Source organism: Pantoea sp. GW821-FHT03E06, from assembly GCF_059420725.1.
Genome location: NZ_JBWKUG010000001.1, coordinates 2,280,928 through 2,295,517, shown reverse-complemented (window position 1 = coordinate 2,295,517; position 14,590 = coordinate 2,280,928). Strand labels below are relative to the sequence as shown.

Here is a 14,590-nt window from a genome sequence, read left to right as displayed (position 1 = left end):
GTAAAAGATCGGAGAATATGCAAGATGGCTGGACACAGTAAATGGGCGAATACTAAGCACCGTAAAGCTGCTCAGGACGCTAAACGCGGTAAAATCTTCACCAAAATCATTCGCGAGCTGGTTACCGCTGCGAAGCTCGGTGGCGGCGATGCCGGTTCCAACCCGCGCCTGCGCGCAGCGATGGACAAAGCCCTGTCCAATAACATGACCCGCGATACCATGAACCGCGCAATTGCACGCGGCGTGGGCGGCGAAGATGATTCCAACATGGAAACCATCATCTATGAAGGTTACGGTCCGGGCGGCTCTGCGGTGATGATCGAGTGCCTGAGCGACAACCGCAACCGTACCGTTGGCGAAGTGCGTCATGCCTTCACCAAAACTGGCGGTAACCTCGGAACTGACGGTTCAGTTTCTTACCTGTTTAGCAAGAAGGGTGTTATCTCCTTCGCGCCAGGCCAGGACGAAGATGCGGTAATGGAAGCGGCGCTGGAAGCCGGTGCCGAAGACGTCGTCGCCTATGATGATGGCGCAATTGACGTGTTCACCGCGTGGGAAGAGCTGGGTGCGGTGCGTGATGCGCTGGAAGCTGGCGGCTTGAAAGCGGACACCGCTGAAGTCTCAATGATCCCTTCAACCAAAGCCGAAATGGATGCCGAAACTGCGCCGAAACTGCTGCGCCTGATCGACATGCTGGAAGACTGCGATGATGTGCAGGAAGTGTACCATAACGGTGAAATCTCTGATGAGATCGCAGAAACGCTGTAATGGCGTTGCTTAAAACCCCACTTACCGGAGACGCGCTGTGGCGATAATTCTCGGGATCGATCCCGGCTCGCGCGTCACCGGTTACGGTGTTATCCGCCAAACCGGCCGCCAGCTCACCTATTTGGGCAGCGGCTGTATCCGCACCAGCGTCACCGATTTGCCGTCGCGCCTCAAACTGATTTACGCCGGCGTCTGCGAAATCATCACGCAGTTTTCACCTGATTACTTCGCCATTGAGCAGGTGTTTATGGCGAAGAATGCTGACTCAGCGCTCAAGCTGGGCCAGGCGCGCGGTGCGGCGATTGTGGCTGCGGTGAATCACGATTTGCCGGTATTTGAATATGCGGCGCGGCAGGTGAAGCAAACGGTAACCGGCACCGGTGGTGCAGAGAAAAGTCAGGTACAGCACATGGTGCGGACCTTGCTGAAACTGCCGGCGAACCCGCAAGCTGACGCCGCCGATGCGCTGGCGATTGCCATCACCCACTGCCATATGAGTCAAAATGCTGGACGTATAAGTGACACAAAACTGGTGATGACGCGCGGTCGTATGCGATCGGGTTAGCGGAAACGAAACGCTATACGAGGCTGGATATTCATCCAGCTTTTTTTATGCTATAAACGCAGGCTTACTTACAGATTAAGGAATCGCTCAGGTGATTGGTCGTTTACGAGGCAACATTCTGGAAAAACAGCCGCCGCTGGTGTTAATTGAAGCGCACGGCGTCGGTTATGAAGTGCACATGCCAATGACCTGCTTTTACGAGCTGCCGGAAATTAATCAGGAAGCGATCATCTTTACCCAGTTCGTGGTGCGTGAAGATGCGCAGCTGCTGTTCGGTTTCAATAACAAGCAGGAGCGCACGCTGTTCCGCGAGCTGGTGAAAGTGAATGGCGTGGGGCCAAAGCTGGCGCTAGCGATCTTGTCGGGCATGTCAGCGCAGCAGTTCGTTACTGCGGTTGAGCGACAAGAGATTGCGTCTTTGATTAAACTGCCAGGCGTAGGCAAAAAAACCGCCGAGCGCTTGATTGTGGAAATGAAAGACCGCTTCATTGGTATGCACGGCGATCTGTTTGGTGGTGACTCAACCTTTACATTGACCACGCCATCAGCCGCGCAGGATAACAACGATGCTGAAGCAGAAGCCGTATCGGCACTGGTTGCCCTCGGTTATAAACCACAGGAAGCCAGCCGCATGATCAGCAAAGTGGGAAAACCGGACGCGGATTGCGAAACCCTGATTCGCGAAGCGCTGCGCGCAGCTATTTGAGGTAAAGCATGATTGAAGCCGATCGCCTGGTCTCTGGCAGTTCCTTTAACGAAGAAGAAACGCTCGATCGTGCCATTCGACCTAAGCTGCTGACGGAATATGTGGGTCAGCCGCAGGTGCGCGAGCAAATGGAGATTTTCATCCAGGCTGCGAAACTGCGCGGCGACGCACTCGATCATCTGCTGATCTTTGGTCCGCCGGGATTGGGTAAAACCACGCTGGCCAACATCGTAGCCAATGAAATGGGCGTTAATCTGCGCACGACGTCGGGGCCGGTGCTGGAGAAGGCGGGCGATCTCGCAGCGATGTTGACCAACCTCGAACCGCATGACGTGCTGTTCATCGATGAAATCCATCGCCTTTCACCGGTAGTGGAAGAGGTGTTGTATCCGGCAATGGAAGATTATCAGCTGGATATTATGATTGGTGAGGGCCCGGCGGCGCGTTCCATTAAGCTCGACCTGCCACCGTTTACCCTGATTGGCGCCACCACACGTGCGGGTTCATTAACTTCGCCGTTGCGCGATCGCTTTGGCATCGTCCAGCGTCTTGAATTCTATAATGTCCCTGATTTACAGCACATCGTTGGGCGAAGCGCAGCCTGTCTTGGCTTGGCGTTGAGCGAAGAGGGCGCGTTAGAAATCGCGCGTCGTGCGCGCGGTACGCCACGCATCGCCAACCGGTTGCTGCGTCGGGTACGGGACTTTGCGGAAGTGCGCGCCAACGGTAATTTGAGCGGCGAAGTATCGGCTAGCGCGCTGGATATGCTTAACGTCGACAGTCAGGGGTTTGATTATATGGACCGCAAACTGCTGCTGGCGATCATCGACAAATTCTCGGGTGGTCCGGTTGGGTTAGATAATCTGGCTGCGGCGATTGGCGAGGAGCGGGAAACGATCGAGGATGTGATTGAACCCTTCCTGATTCAGCAGGGATTCATTCAGCGCACGCCGCGTGGCCGTATGGCAACGCAGCATGCCTATAAACATTTTGGTATCAGTCGCGAAGAGTAAACCGGCGTTAAGCCGCCGGTTTTTTTGCCATGCTGATAATGAACAGCACTGCGGCACATAATACAACTGAAGGACCGGCTGGCGTATCGTAAGTGGCGGAGAAGGTTAGCCCGCCGGTTACCGCAACAATACCGACAATCACGGCAAAACCCGCCATCTGCTCTGGCGAGCGCGAGAAACGACGCGCCGTCGCCGCCGGGATAATCAGCAGCGATGTAATGATCAACGCGCCGACAAATTTCATTGCCACACCGATGGTTAAAGCGGTCACCAGCATCAGCATCAAACGCGTACGCTGAATGTTCACGCCATCCACCTGTGCCAGCTCAGGGCTGATGGTCATCGACAGCAGAGCGTTCCACTGCCACGCCATCACGGCTAACACAATCGCTACGCCTCCGCCCATCATCCACAGGTCATCTGGCGTGACCGCCAGCAGGTCACCAAATAGATACGCCATCAGATCGACACGCACACCTTGCATCAGGCTCACCACCACTAAACCCAGCGACAGCGCACTGTGCGCCATAATGCCGAGCAGCGTGTCGATAGCGAGATGTGGGCGACGCTCCAGCCATACCAATCCCAGTGCCAGACAGACGGTAACCAGAATCACTGCATAGTAAGGATTAACGTTGAGCAGTAAACCAAACGCCACACCTAGCAGCGATGCATGGGCAAGGGTGTCACCAAAGTAGGACATACGGCGCCAAACCACAAACGAGCCAAGCGGACCGGCGGCCAGCGCCAGCAAGACGCCACCCAGCCAGCCAGGTAATAACAGTTCAATCATGACGGGCCATTTCCTTTGCGCAGAACAATGCGTCCCTGTAAATCGTGACGGTGATTATGATGATGACGATAGATTGCCAGCTGCTGCGCACCGCGCGGCCCAAACATGGCGATAAATTCAGGATGCTGCGAAACGGCTTCGGGTGTCCCGGAACAGCAGATGTGATGATTAAGACACAGCACTTCATCGGTTTTCGCCATCACCAAATGTAAATCATGCGAGACCATTAGCACGCCACAGTTTAGCTCGCGACGCAGCTGATCGATCAAATCATACAGCGCAACCTGGCCGTTCACGTCAACACCCTGGGTTGGCTCATCCAGCACCAGCAGTTGAGGACCATTCAGCAGCGCTCGCGCCAGTAAAACACGCTGTGTTTCCCCGCCAGAGAGTTTTTGCAGCGGCGCATTAAGCAGATGTCCACCCTGTACGCGTTTTAACGCGGGCAAAATCGCATCACGTCGGGTACCGCGCGAAAGACGCATGAAACGCTCAACGGTGATTGGCAATGTGGGATCAATGTGCAGTTTCTGCGGCACGTAGCCGATGCGCAAATCAGCAGCGCGCTTGACGGTGCCGCCGGTTGGTTTAAGCAGCCCGAGCACCGTGCGAACCAACGTCGATTTGCCAGCGCCATTCGGGCCCAGCAGAGTGAGAATTTTCCCGTGCTCGAGCGTAAGGCTAATGCCTGCTAGCACCGGGCGCTGGGAGAACTTCACTGAAATGTTTTCAAGAGTAACAAGTGGCGGCATGATATTTACGGGTTGCATAGAATTTCGAATGTTATAATATCACATTCCATCACCTGGTCACGATGGAATGTCGTATTATGTTACACAATAAAAAACGTCTCATTTTCACCCTCACTGCTGCGGCAATCGCTACCTCCTCCGCACTGCCTGCGCACTCAGCGGTGGTGGCTTCAATTAAACCCATCGGATTTATCGCAGCCGCAATCGCCGATGGCATTACACCGGTTGAAGTGTTGCTGCCCGACGGTGCTTCTGAACATGATTATGCTCTGCGTCCTTCCGATGTAAAACGTATAAAAAACGCAGACTTAGTAGTGTGGACCGGCCCGGAAATGGAAGCCTTCCTGACCAAGTCAGCGGCAGAATTACCTGCCAATAAAAACCTCGAGATCGCCGCTTTGCCGGAAGTAAAACCCTTATTGATTAGCGGCGATGATGATGATGAGGAACATGAGCACGATCACGATCATGACCTTGCCTCAGAAAAGTCCGAGCAACAAGACCTGTCTCATGCTCACCACCACCATGGGCAATTTAATATGCATCTGTGGATGTCCCCTGAGATCGCAAGGCAATCTGCGGTTGCAATCCATGGGAAATTATTGGAACTTATGCCGCAAAGCAAAGCCAAACTTGACGCTAACCTGCAGCAGTTTGAGGCAGAATTAGCCAACGCGGATACACACATTGGCGCGCAACTTGCGCCTGTGCGGAACAAGGGTTATTTCGTTTTTCACGATGCGTATAGCTACTTTGAAAAACATTACGGTTTGTCACCATTAGGGCATTTTACCGTCAATCCTGAAATCCAACCGGGCGCCCAGCGTTTACATCAAATACGAACACAGTTGGTTGAGCAGAAAGCCGTATGCGTTTTTGCTGAACCACAATTCAGGCCGGCCGTTATCGATGCCGTGTCTCGTGGAACTGAGGTGCGTAAAGGCACGCTCGATCCATTGGGCATGGGGATCAGCTTAACAAAAGATAGCTACGTGAAATTCCTTTCACAGCTGTCGAGCCAGTATGCGAGCTGCCTGAATGGAGCATGAGGAATAAGTAAAAGTGCAGCAGATAGCCCGCTCTGTCGCCCTCGCATTTAATAATTTGCCGCGACCCCACCGCGTTATGCTGGGTTCATTAACCGTAGTGACTTTGGCCGTCGCCGTTTGGCGGCCATACGTTTATCATCCCCATGATGTTGCACCCATCGTGAAAACTATCGCGCTGGATAAAGACGAACTGCGGACCTTGCTGCCCGAAGCCAGCGAGCCGATCGACCAAACCACCGAAGAGCCGGAAGAAGATATTCCTGCCGACGACATTGATAAAGACGTCCCGGACAATTCAAACGTCCATGATTACACCGTCTCTTCAGGCGATACGCTGAGCAGTGCGCTGAATCAGTACGGTATTGAGCTGGGCGATATCAATGCGCTGGTTAGCAGTGATAAAGACCTGCGCAATATGCGCGTCGGCCAGCAACTTAGCTGGACGCTGGACGCGGATGGCCAACTGCAAACCTTCAGCTGGGAAATCGATCGCCGTGAAACTCGTACTTATCAGCGCGCCGATAACGGTAGCTTTACGATGCAGCAGGCGCTGCAAAAGGGTGAATGGCAGAACAACGTGCTGAAAGGCGAAGTGCGAGGCAGTTTTGCTGCCAGTGCTCAGCGGGCGGGATTGACCAGCGCAGAAACCAGTAACGTCATCAAAGCAATGCAGTGGCAGATGGATTTCCGCAAGCTGCGCGCAGGCGATGATTTTAGCGTACTGATGTCGCGTGAAATGCTCGATGGCAAAAGTGCACAAAGCCAACTGCTTGGCGTACGTCTGCGCACCGGGGGCAAAGATTACTACGCCTTCCGCGCGGAAGATGGCAAGTTCTACGACCGTAACGCATCCGGCCTGGCACGTGGTTTCATGCGTTTCCCAACGGTTAAGCAGTATCGCGTCTCCTCTAACTTCAATCCTCGCCGTCTTAATCCGGTGACTGGGCGTATCGCACCGCATAAAGGTGTCGATTTCGCCCTGCCTATCGGCACGCCGGTATTGGCGGTGGGTGACGGGGAAGTGGTGATGGCGAAGAACGGCGGCGCGGCGGGCAATTACGTGGCCATTCGCCACGGTCGTCAGTATATGACGCGTTACATGCATTTGAGCAAGGCGCTGGTGAAGCCTGGACAAAAAGTGAAACGAGGCGATCGCATTGCGCTCTCGGGTAACACTGGACGCTCTACTGGCCCACATCTGCACTATGAAGTGTGGATCAATAACCAGGCTGTCAATCCATTAACGGCGAAACTGCCACGCATGGAAGGGCTGACCGGTAAAGATCGCAGCACTTATATGGCGCAAGTGAAAACCTGGCTGCCGCAGTTAACGCTGAAATAGCGCACATTTTCGCGTAACACCGGAAAAACCGACGGATTCTTCGTCGGTTTTTTGCTATCTGGCGCATGAAGATTGCAAAATAAACCATCGTCACTATTATTGACCGGTCATTGTCAGAGGCGAGTGCATGGAAACCCGAAAGAAAAATAACAGTGAGTTTATTCCCGTTTTTCAACGTTCTTTTTTGAAGCCGAAATACTGGGGCAGTTGGTTGGCGGTTGGCGCGCTGGCTGGCATGGCGTTGCTTCCCGCCAAAGTGCGCGATCCTATTCTGGGTGGATTGGGCAAGTTCGCTGGCAAGCTGGCGAAGAGTGCGCGTCGTCGTGCGCTGATCAATCTCTATTATTGCCTGCCAGAATTGAGTGAGGCGCAGCGCGAAGAGATTGCTGATCGTATGTTTGCTACTGCACCGCAGGCGATGGCAATGATGGCGGAGCTCGGCTTACGCAATCCTGCGCACGTGCGAAAGCGTGTTGATTGGCACGGCCGGGAAATCATTGAGCAGCTGCAGGCGAATAAAGAAAATGTCATTTTCCTGGTGCCGCACGGTTGGGCGGTTGATATCCCGGCCATGCTGTTGGCGTCTGAAGGCCAGATGATGGCGGCGATGTTCCACAATCAGAGCGATCCGTTAATGGATTATCTGTGGAATACCGTGCGTCGCCGTTTCGGCGGGCGTATGCATGCGCGTAACGATGGCATCAAACCGTTTATCGCTTCGGTGCGTCAGGGCTACTACGGCTATTATCTGCCCGATCAGGATCATGGCGCAGAGCACAGTGAGTTTGTGGATTTCTTTGCCACTTACAAAGCCACGCTACCGGCCGTGGGTCGTCTGATGAAAGTGTGTCGCGCCCGCGTGGTACCGCTTTTTCCGGTATATAACAGCGAAACGCACCGGCTGGAAATCTATGTGCGTCCGCCAATGGACGATTTGCTGGAAGCGGATGACAACACGCTGGCTCGTCGCATGAATGAAGAAGTGGAAGTATTTGTGCGTCCGCATCCTGAGCAGTACACCTGGATTTTGAAGCTGCTAAAGACGCGCAAAGAAGGGGATATCGAACCTTATGCGCGCAAAGAACTTTATCCGCGCAAGAAATAATTCGTTGAGTCGCCATTGATGGCGACCAGGTGCGCATCAATGCGCACCTTCCAACATGCCAGGCTCTAATCTGTCAATCACGCTGCTTTTACATGACTGCGACGTTTCCGTTCACGCAGGAAGAGCGTCACCAGACCAAACCACAATACGCCAGCCGCAAAGTTGATGCCGCTAAACCACGGCGTACCGCCGCTGAAATAGCCACTTTTTGCCAGCTCAATACCTACGGCTAAGGTCAGAATACTGATCATGCCGAGCATTGCCGCGACGCTGCCTTTGCCTTCGTCACTGGAGTAGAGCGTTAAGCGATAAAGTCCAGCGTTCACCATGCCTGCGCCAAATGCGTACAAGCTCAAACCTGCTGTCAGCAGCAGATAGGTGTGGCTATTAAGCAAATTCGCCAACAGCGCAATACTCAACCCAATCAGGATTGGCCATGCGGCAAATTTTACCGGCTGCTCAATCGGAACGCGGCCCGCCAATTTGCCCAACGTGATATTCCCGGCAATCATTGCTAAAAATACCGGCAGCTGCAGTAGAGCATATTGCATCCGCGACAGCCCTTCATCGTGCATCAGAATCACCGGCGACAGGGCTACCCATGTAAGGATGGGAATAAACACTAAACCAATCGCAAATGATCCATACATGACCTGGCGATCGCGCGCTAAACGCGCATAGCCACGTGCCAGCGTGGGCAAGGCGATGGAGTGGCTGCGATCGCCAGCGGTTTCTGGCATTACGCGCCAAAGCAGGGCAAAAGCGATGACGCTGCAGATGGCAAACAGCCAGAACATGCTGCGCCACTCGCCAACCGTGAGCCACGCGGCGCCGGCCAAGGGTCCAGCTAACGGCGCAAGCAGCGCAACGTTGGCCATCAGCGCCATCATGCGCACTGCCAGTGCTTCAGCAAAGGCTTCCTGCACTGCCGCATAGCTGACTGCGCCAATGAAACACAGGCTGATGCCCTGAATGAACCGCAGCGCGACAAACTCTTCAATGCTGCTGACCCAGGTGGTGAGAATACAAGCGGCAGCAAAGAACAGAATGCCAAACAGCAATACGGGGCGACGGCCATATTTATCGGAAAGCGGGCCAAGCAGCCACTGCAATACAACGCCGCCCATCAAATAAGCGGTCAGCGATGTTGATACCCATTCAGGACCCACGCCGAATTCTGAGGTTACCAGCAACATGCCGGGCTGAATCATGTCGTGCGCGATATAGGTCGCAAATTCGAATAACACCAACGCGAGCGGAAACAGCAGTACGCGCCCGGTAAGTTGGGTAATAGGTTGATAGCGGGCCATCTGGCCTCCTTGTCAAAAAAATAAAAACGCGACTGCCAGGCAGTCGCGTTTGTCCATGTTGTTACAGCCGCTGTCGGTAGTGCGTATTAATCTACGCGCAGCACACGGCTGGTATTGGTGGTACCGGTGGTCGCCATCACGTCGCCCTGGGTGACAATCACCAGATCGCCTGACACGAGGAAACCTTTGTCGCGCAACAGATTCACTGCATCGTGCGCGGCGGCAACACCGTCATTATTACTGTCGAAAAATACTGGCGTAACGCCACGATAGAGCGCCGTGAGATTCAGCGTACGTTCGTGACGTGACATGGCGAAGATCGGCAAACCAGAGGTGATACGTGACGTCATTAGCGCAGTACGGCCTGATTCAGTCATGGTGATGATGGCTGAAACCCCTTGCAGATGGTTGGCAGCATACATCGCAGACATCGCAATGGCTTCCTCAACGTTATCGAATTGCACCTCAAGGCGGTGCTTGGAGACGTTAACGCTAGGGATTTTTTCTGCGCCGAGGCACACCTTGGCCATTGCGGATACGGTCTCTGCCGGATATTGGCCCGCCGCGGTTTCGGCCGAGAGCATAACGGCATCGGTACCATCGAGCACGGCATTCGCCACGTCCATCACTTCCGCACGCGTTGGCATCGGATTGGTGATCATTGATTCCATCATCTGCGTAGCGGTGATGATGGTGCGGTTTAGCTGACGTGCGCGACGAATCAGCGCCTTCTGAATACCGACCAGTTCCGGATCGCCAATTTCAACACCCAGATCACCACGCGCCACCATTACCACATCTGATGCCAGAATGATGTCATCCATCGCTTCCTGTGAAGCAACGGCTTCTGCCCGTTCAACTTTCGCCACGAGCTTAGCGTCGCAACCGGCATCGCGCGCCAGGCGGCGAGCATAGTTCATATCTTCGCCGTTACGCGGGAAAGAAACAGCGAGATAATCCACGCCGATTTTGGCGGCGGTGATGATATCGACTTTGTCTTTCTCTGTCAGCGCGTCAGCAGATAAGCCACCACCCAGTTTGTTGATACCTTTGTTGTTGGAAAGCGGGCCGCCGACGGTTACTTCGGTGAATACTTTGGCGCCCTGGACTTCCAGCACTTTCAACTGCACGCGACCATCATCCAGCAGCAGAATATCGCCCGGCACCACATCTTCTGGCAGGCCTTTATAGTCAATACCGACTTTCTCTTTATCGCCTTCGCCTTTGCTCAAATCGGCATCCAGCAGGAAGCGGTCGCCAACATTAAGGAAAACTTTGCCTTCTTTGAAGGTTGATACGCGAATTTTCGGCCCCTGCAGGTCGCCAAGAATCGCCACGTGGCGACCTAATTTCGCGGCAATCTCACGCACCTTGTTGGCGCGCTGCTGATGATCTTCTGGTGTGCCGTGGGAGAAGTTGAGTCGTACAACGTTAGCACCTGCCGCGATGATTTTTTCGAGGTTATTGTCGCGATCGGTGGCTGGACCGAGGGTTGTAACGATCTTGGTTCTTCTGAGACGTCTGGACATGAAGGACTCCGTTAGCAAAGTAGCGTGTCGCTCTCAAGTGACACGTAGTGTTCATCTATTCTATATGATTGATGGGCTGTGATTCGACTCACATTGTGAATGTGATGTTAATTATTTTCCTGCGGCTGTTTCTCCAGGCGCGAATCTTTTAGCGCTTCTTTCACCCGTTTCAGATTCTCACGGAAAGAGGCGCCGCGCTCAAGGGTAAACCCTGTCGCCAGTACATCAACCACGGTTAATTGCGCCAGGCGGGAAACCATCGGCAGGTAGATATCGGTATCTTCCGGCACATCCAGCGTCAATGCCAGTGTCGCTTCTGCTGCCAGCGGTGAACCCGGAGAAGTGATAGCCAGCACAGTGGAAGCGTTTACACGCGCCAGGCGAGCCAGTTCTATCATATTTTTGGTGCGGCCAGTATGTGAGATGAGAACAAATACATCATTTGGTCCACTATTTATGCAACTCATGCGCTGGATCACAATATCCTCTGACCAGATGACCGGCAGATTAAAACGCAGAAATTTGTTGGTGGCATCGTGTGCGACCACGGCGGAGGCGCCCAGACCGAAAAAGGCAATTTTATGCGCTTTTGTAAGGGCCAAAACTGCCTGATGAATCACCTCAACATCGAGCTGCTGACGCACGCGACTCAAACCGGCTAGTGCAGAATCAAAAATCTTATGGCTAAAGCTTTCGACGCTGTCATTTTCTTCCACATCACGGCTGACCCAGGTTGGGCCTTTTGCCAGACTCTGCGCGAGCTGCAACTTGAAATCAGGAAAGCCGCGTGTGCCCATGCGATGACAAAAGCGATTCACCGTGGGTTCGCTGACGTCAGCGGCACGTGCAAGCGTGGCGATGCTGGAGTGCATCGCCTGTTGAGGAGCAGCAAGAATCTGTTCTGCTACTTTACGTTCCGATTTGCTCAGCGCCGCTAAATGCGCCTGAATCTGTTCCAGCATGGTTTAACCTAATGACCGTCAATCACTTTTCCGCGTTCACCGATGGATGAAATCGCTGCCAATTCTCAAGAATATACCGTGTAATAGAGGCACGCACGCAGCGAAGGACAAATGTAAGCGCGAATTTTTTGCGATACTTTGATCGCTGACGTGTTTTGCCGCGACAAACATCGAAACAGAAAAAGTGCTCAAATGGCACGCTACAACACACTTAACACCTTTAATTCGTTCACAGTTAACGCCAGCAAAGGCTGCGTTCGGGTTGTCCTGAACCGGCGAAAAACGTACATTGTGCTGTAAGAAAATTACAATAAGGACCTGGCGTGATGAGAACGCTCAAGCCGGGTATATCCTGCAACGAGGAGAGGAAAATGGCGGTTACACAAACAGCCCAGGCATGCGATCTGGTGATTTTCGGTGCCAAAGGCGATCTTGCTCGCCGTAAACTGTTGCCATCACTGTATCAGCTGGAAAAAGCCGGTCAGATTCATGAAACCACTCGCATTATTGGCGTAGGCCGCGCGGATTGGGACAAGGATGCGTACACCAAAGTGGTTCGTGAAGCGCTGGAAACCTTCATGAAAGAGAAAATCGACGAAGCGCTGTGGGACACACTCAGCAGCCGTCTCGATTTTTGTAACCTCGACGTTAATGACACCTCGCATTTCACCAAACTGGGCAAAATGCTTGACCAGAAAAATCGTGTCACCATCAACTATTTCGCCATGCCGCCAAGCACCTTCGGCGCAATTTGTGACGGTTTGGGCGCCGCGAAGCTGAACGCCAAACCGGCACGCGTGGTGATGGAAAAGCCGCTTGGCACCTCACTGGAAACCTCGCAAGAGATCAATGACAGCGTCGGCAAATACTTTGAAGAGAGCCAGGTCTTCCGTATTGACCACTATCTCGGTAAAGAGACGGTGCTTAATCTGCTGGCGCTGCGCTTCGCTAACTCGATTTTCGTTAACAACTGGGACAATCGCACTATCGATCATGTGCAGATTACCGTGGCAGAAGAAGTGGGCATTGAAGGCCGCTGGGGTTATTTCGACAAAGCCGGCCAGATGCGTGACATGATCCAGAACCACCTGTTGCAGATCCTGACGATGATCGCCATGTCACCGCCGTCCGATCTCAGCGCGGATGCCATCCGTGATGAGAAAGTGAAAGTGCTGCGTTCCCTGCGTCGTATTGATCAGACTAACGTGCGCGAGAAAACCGTACGTGGCCAATACACCGCGGGCTTTGTGCAGGGTAAAAAAGTGCCGGGCTACCTGGAAGAAGAGGGCGCCAATAAGCAGAGCGCCACGGAAAGCTTTGTCGCCATCCGCGTCGATATCGATAACTGGCGTTGGGCTGGCGTGCCGTTCTATCTGCGTACCGGCAAGCGTTTGCCGACGAAATGTTCTGAAGTGGTGGTCTACTTCAAGAACCCAGAGATGAACCTGTTCAAAGACTCTTATGCCGAACTGCCACAGAACAAATTAACCATTCGTCTGCAGCCGGACGAAGGTGTGGATATCGAAATCCTGAATAAAGTGCCGGGACTCGATCACAAACATAAGCTGCAAACCACCAAGCTGGATCTGAGCTATTCAGAAACTTTCAACCAGTCGCATCTGGCCGATGCTTACGAGCGTCTGCTGCTGGAAACCATGCGCGGCATTCAGGCGCTGTTTGTGCGTCGTGACGAAGTAGAGGCCGCCTGGGGCTGGGTGGATTCCATCATTGATGCCTGGAACGCCGATGCCGAAGCGCCGAAGCCGTATCAGGCTGGCACCTGGGGGCCGGTGGCTTCTGTCGCGATGATTACGCGCGATGGCCGTTCCTGGAACGAGTTCGAATAATCACGTGTTGCTAAGCCCGCCGAATGTGCGGGCTTTTTTTTGCCGAAAATTCCTTTATCTGAAAAGTGAACCCGGGTTTCAAAAAAAATTGATATCCGATAGACGTCGCTCCAGCCAATCTTGTATGGTAGGTCCCAATTATTGACAGCGTGGCTGCGCGCCGGGCTGATGCAACTAAGGAAACGTGATGAAGAACTGGAAAACAAGTGCAGAACAGATCCTGAAAACTGGCCCGGTTGTGCCGGTCATCGTGGTGAACAAACTGGAACATGCGGTGCCGATGGCTAAAGCGCTGGTTGCGGGCGGTGTGCGCGTGCTGGAAGTGACGCTGCGTACGCCGGTAGCAATGGATGCACTGCGCGCCATGATTAAAGAAGTGCCGGAAGCGATTGTTGGGGCAGGCACGGTGATTAATACACAGCAGTTGAAAGAAGTCACAGATGCCGGTGCACAATTTGTTATCAGCCCAGGATTAACAGAGTCCCTGCTGAAAGCGGCAGTTGAAGGTCCGGTACCTTTGATTCCGGGGATCAGTACCGTATCTGAACTGATGACCGGTATGGATTATGGTCTGCGCGAGTTCAAATTTTTCCCGGCTGAAGCCAACGGCGGCGTAAAAGCGCTGTCGGCGATTGGTGGACCCTTCCCACAGGTGCGTTTCTGCCCGACGGGCGGCATCTCTCCGGCAAATTATCGTGAATACCTGGCCCTGAAAAGCGTGCTATGCATTGGGGGCTCATGGCTGGTACCCAATGATGCGCTGGAAACCGGCGACTGGGATCGCATTACGCGTCTGGCGCGTGAAGCGGTTGAAGGGGCACGCGCGTAACGGATTTGTAGGGTCCTATA

Annotated in this window: 14 protein-coding genes; 9 read left to right on the top strand and 5 right to left on the bottom strand. The window is 53.6% G+C overall.

Annotation, left to right across the window (positions count from 1 at the left end):
* Window positions 1–24: 24 nt before the first annotated feature.
* The 4 genes from AC07WB_RS10705 (at window position 25) to ruvB (ending at window position 3,052) form a co-directional block, all read left to right on the top strand.
* Window positions 25–768, top strand: coding sequence for a YebC/PmpR family DNA-binding transcriptional regulator (locus AC07WB_RS10705; protein WP_097097070.1), 744 nt, complete (start codon window positions 25–27; stop codon window positions 766–768).
* A 37-nt stretch (window positions 769–805) separates the two neighbouring features.
* On the top strand, window positions 806–1,333 hold the full coding sequence (gene ruvC, locus AC07WB_RS10700) for a crossover junction endodeoxyribonuclease RuvC (RefSeq protein WP_345829477.1): 528 nt from the start codon (window positions 806–808) through the stop codon (window positions 1,331–1,333).
* 91 nt (window positions 1,334–1,424) lie between these two features.
* Entirely contained in the window at window positions 1,425–2,039 is a 615-nt protein-coding gene (gene ruvA, locus AC07WB_RS10695; protein ID WP_007889559.1) for a Holliday junction branch migration protein RuvA, read from the top strand.
* 8 nt (window positions 2,040–2,047) lie between these two features.
* Window positions 2,048–3,052, top strand: a complete 1,005-nt coding sequence (ruvB, locus tag AC07WB_RS10690; RefSeq protein WP_007889560.1) for a Holliday junction branch migration DNA helicase RuvB — start codon at window positions 2,048–2,050, stop codon at window positions 3,050–3,052.
* A gap of 7 nt (window positions 3,053–3,059) precedes the next feature.
* Here ruvB and znuB read toward each other — a convergent pair whose 3' ends face one another.
* Window positions 3,060–3,845: a zinc ABC transporter permease subunit ZnuB gene (gene znuB, locus AC07WB_RS10685; protein WP_097097072.1), complete on the bottom strand. Its 786-nt coding sequence runs from the start codon at window positions 3,843–3,845 to the stop codon at window positions 3,060–3,062.
* Complete coding sequence (gene znuC, locus AC07WB_RS10680) at window positions 3,842–4,597, bottom strand: zinc ABC transporter ATP-binding protein ZnuC (protein ID WP_494940462.1); 756 nt, start codon at window positions 4,595–4,597, stop codon at window positions 3,842–3,844. The genes znuB and znuC overlap by 4 nt, the downstream gene beginning before the upstream one ends.
* A gap of 77 nt (window positions 4,598–4,674) precedes the next feature.
* Here znuC and znuA point away from each other — a divergent pair, with 77 nt between their 5' ends.
* From znuA to lpxM, 3 genes are all read left to right on the top strand, one after another.
* Window positions 4,675–5,646 carry a zinc ABC transporter substrate-binding protein ZnuA gene (gene znuA / locus AC07WB_RS10675; RefSeq protein WP_494940461.1) on the top strand — a complete coding sequence of 324 codons (972 nt, stop codon included), beginning with the start codon at window positions 4,675–4,677 and terminating at the stop codon, window positions 5,644–5,646.
* A gap of 13 nt (window positions 5,647–5,659) precedes the next feature.
* Window positions 5,660–6,988 (top strand): murein DD-endopeptidase MepM, encoded by a 1,329-nt coding sequence (gene mepM, locus AC07WB_RS10670; RefSeq protein ID WP_097097074.1) that lies wholly within the window; start codon window positions 5,660–5,662, stop codon window positions 6,986–6,988.
* A gap of 127 nt (window positions 6,989–7,115) precedes the next feature.
* Window positions 7,116–8,093 carry a lauroyl-Kdo(2)-lipid IV(A) myristoyltransferase gene (gene lpxM / locus AC07WB_RS10665; RefSeq protein ID WP_494940460.1) on the top strand — a complete coding sequence of 326 codons (978 nt, stop codon included), beginning with the start codon at window positions 7,116–7,118 and terminating at the stop codon, window positions 8,091–8,093.
* Window positions 8,094–8,170: 77 nt separating this feature from the next.
* Here the strand turns inward: lpxM and AC07WB_RS10660 are convergent, their stop codons facing one another.
* The 3 genes from AC07WB_RS10660 to AC07WB_RS10650 form a co-directional block, all read right to left on the bottom strand.
* A complete protein-coding gene (locus AC07WB_RS10660; protein WP_097097076.1) occupies window positions 8,171–9,403 on the bottom strand; it encodes an MFS transporter in 1,233 nt (410 codons plus the stop codon).
* An 86-nt stretch (window positions 9,404–9,489) separates the two neighbouring features.
* Window positions 9,490–10,932 carry a pyruvate kinase gene (gene pyk, locus AC07WB_RS10655; protein WP_097097077.1) on the bottom strand — a complete coding sequence of 481 codons (1,443 nt, stop codon included), beginning with the start codon at window positions 10,930–10,932 and terminating at the stop codon, window positions 9,490–9,492.
* Between the two features lie 107 nt (window positions 10,933–11,039).
* Complete coding sequence (locus tag AC07WB_RS10650) at window positions 11,040–11,894, bottom strand: MurR/RpiR family transcriptional regulator (RefSeq protein WP_345829487.1); 855 nt, start codon at window positions 11,892–11,894, stop codon at window positions 11,040–11,042.
* A 371-nt stretch (window positions 11,895–12,265) separates the two neighbouring features.
* On the opposite strand from AC07WB_RS10650, the gene zwf reads away from it, so the two are divergent.
* Together zwf and AC07WB_RS10640 are read left to right on the top strand one after the other, a co-directional pair.
* Window positions 12,266–13,741, top strand: coding sequence for a glucose-6-phosphate dehydrogenase (gene zwf / locus AC07WB_RS10645; protein ID WP_097097079.1), 1,476 nt, complete (start codon window positions 12,266–12,268; stop codon window positions 13,739–13,741).
* Window positions 13,742–13,928: 187 nt separating this feature from the next.
* On the top strand, window positions 13,929–14,570 hold the full coding sequence (locus tag AC07WB_RS10640) for a bifunctional 4-hydroxy-2-oxoglutarate aldolase/2-dehydro-3-deoxy-phosphogluconate aldolase (protein WP_400456068.1): 642 nt from the start codon (window positions 13,929–13,931) through the stop codon (window positions 14,568–14,570).
* Window positions 14,571–14,590 lie beyond the last annotated feature (20 nt).

Bases quoted from the DNA above. Each gene is read 5' to 3' on its own strand.
- AC07WB_RS10705 (WP_097097070.1), top strand. From the start codon at position 25: ATGGCTGGACACAGTAAATGGGCGAATACTAAGCACCGTAAAGCTGCT.
- ruvB (WP_007889560.1), top strand. From the start codon at position 2,048: ATGATTGAAGCCGATCGCCTGGTCTCTGGCAGTTCCTTTAACGAAGAA.
- znuB (WP_097097072.1), bottom strand. From the start codon at position 3,845: ATGATTGAACTGTTATTACCTGGCTGGCTGGGTGGCGTCTTGCTGGCG.
- znuC (WP_494940462.1), bottom strand. From the start codon at position 4,597: ATGCCGCCACTTGTTACTCTTGAAAACATTTCAGTGAAGTTCTCCCAG.
- znuA (WP_494940461.1), top strand. From the start codon at position 4,675: ATGTTACACAATAAAAAACGTCTCATTTTCACCCTCACTGCTGCGGCA.
- lpxM (WP_494940460.1), top strand. From the start codon at position 7,116: ATGGAAACCCGAAAGAAAAATAACAGTGAGTTTATTCCCGTTTTTCAA.
- AC07WB_RS10660 (WP_097097076.1), bottom strand. From the start codon at position 9,403: ATGGCCCGCTATCAACCTATTACCCAACTTACCGGGCGCGTACTGCTG.
- pyk (WP_097097077.1), bottom strand. From the start codon at position 10,932: ATGTCCAGACGTCTCAGAAGAACCAAGATCGTTACAACCCTCGGTCCA.
- AC07WB_RS10650 (WP_345829487.1), bottom strand. From the start codon at position 11,894: ATGCTGGAACAGATTCAGGCGCATTTAGCGGCGCTGAGCAAATCGGAA.
- zwf (WP_097097079.1), top strand. From the start codon at position 12,266: ATGGCGGTTACACAAACAGCCCAGGCATGCGATCTGGTGATTTTCGGT.
- AC07WB_RS10640 (WP_400456068.1), top strand. From the start codon at position 13,929: ATGAAGAACTGGAAAACAAGTGCAGAACAGATCCTGAAAACTGGCCCG.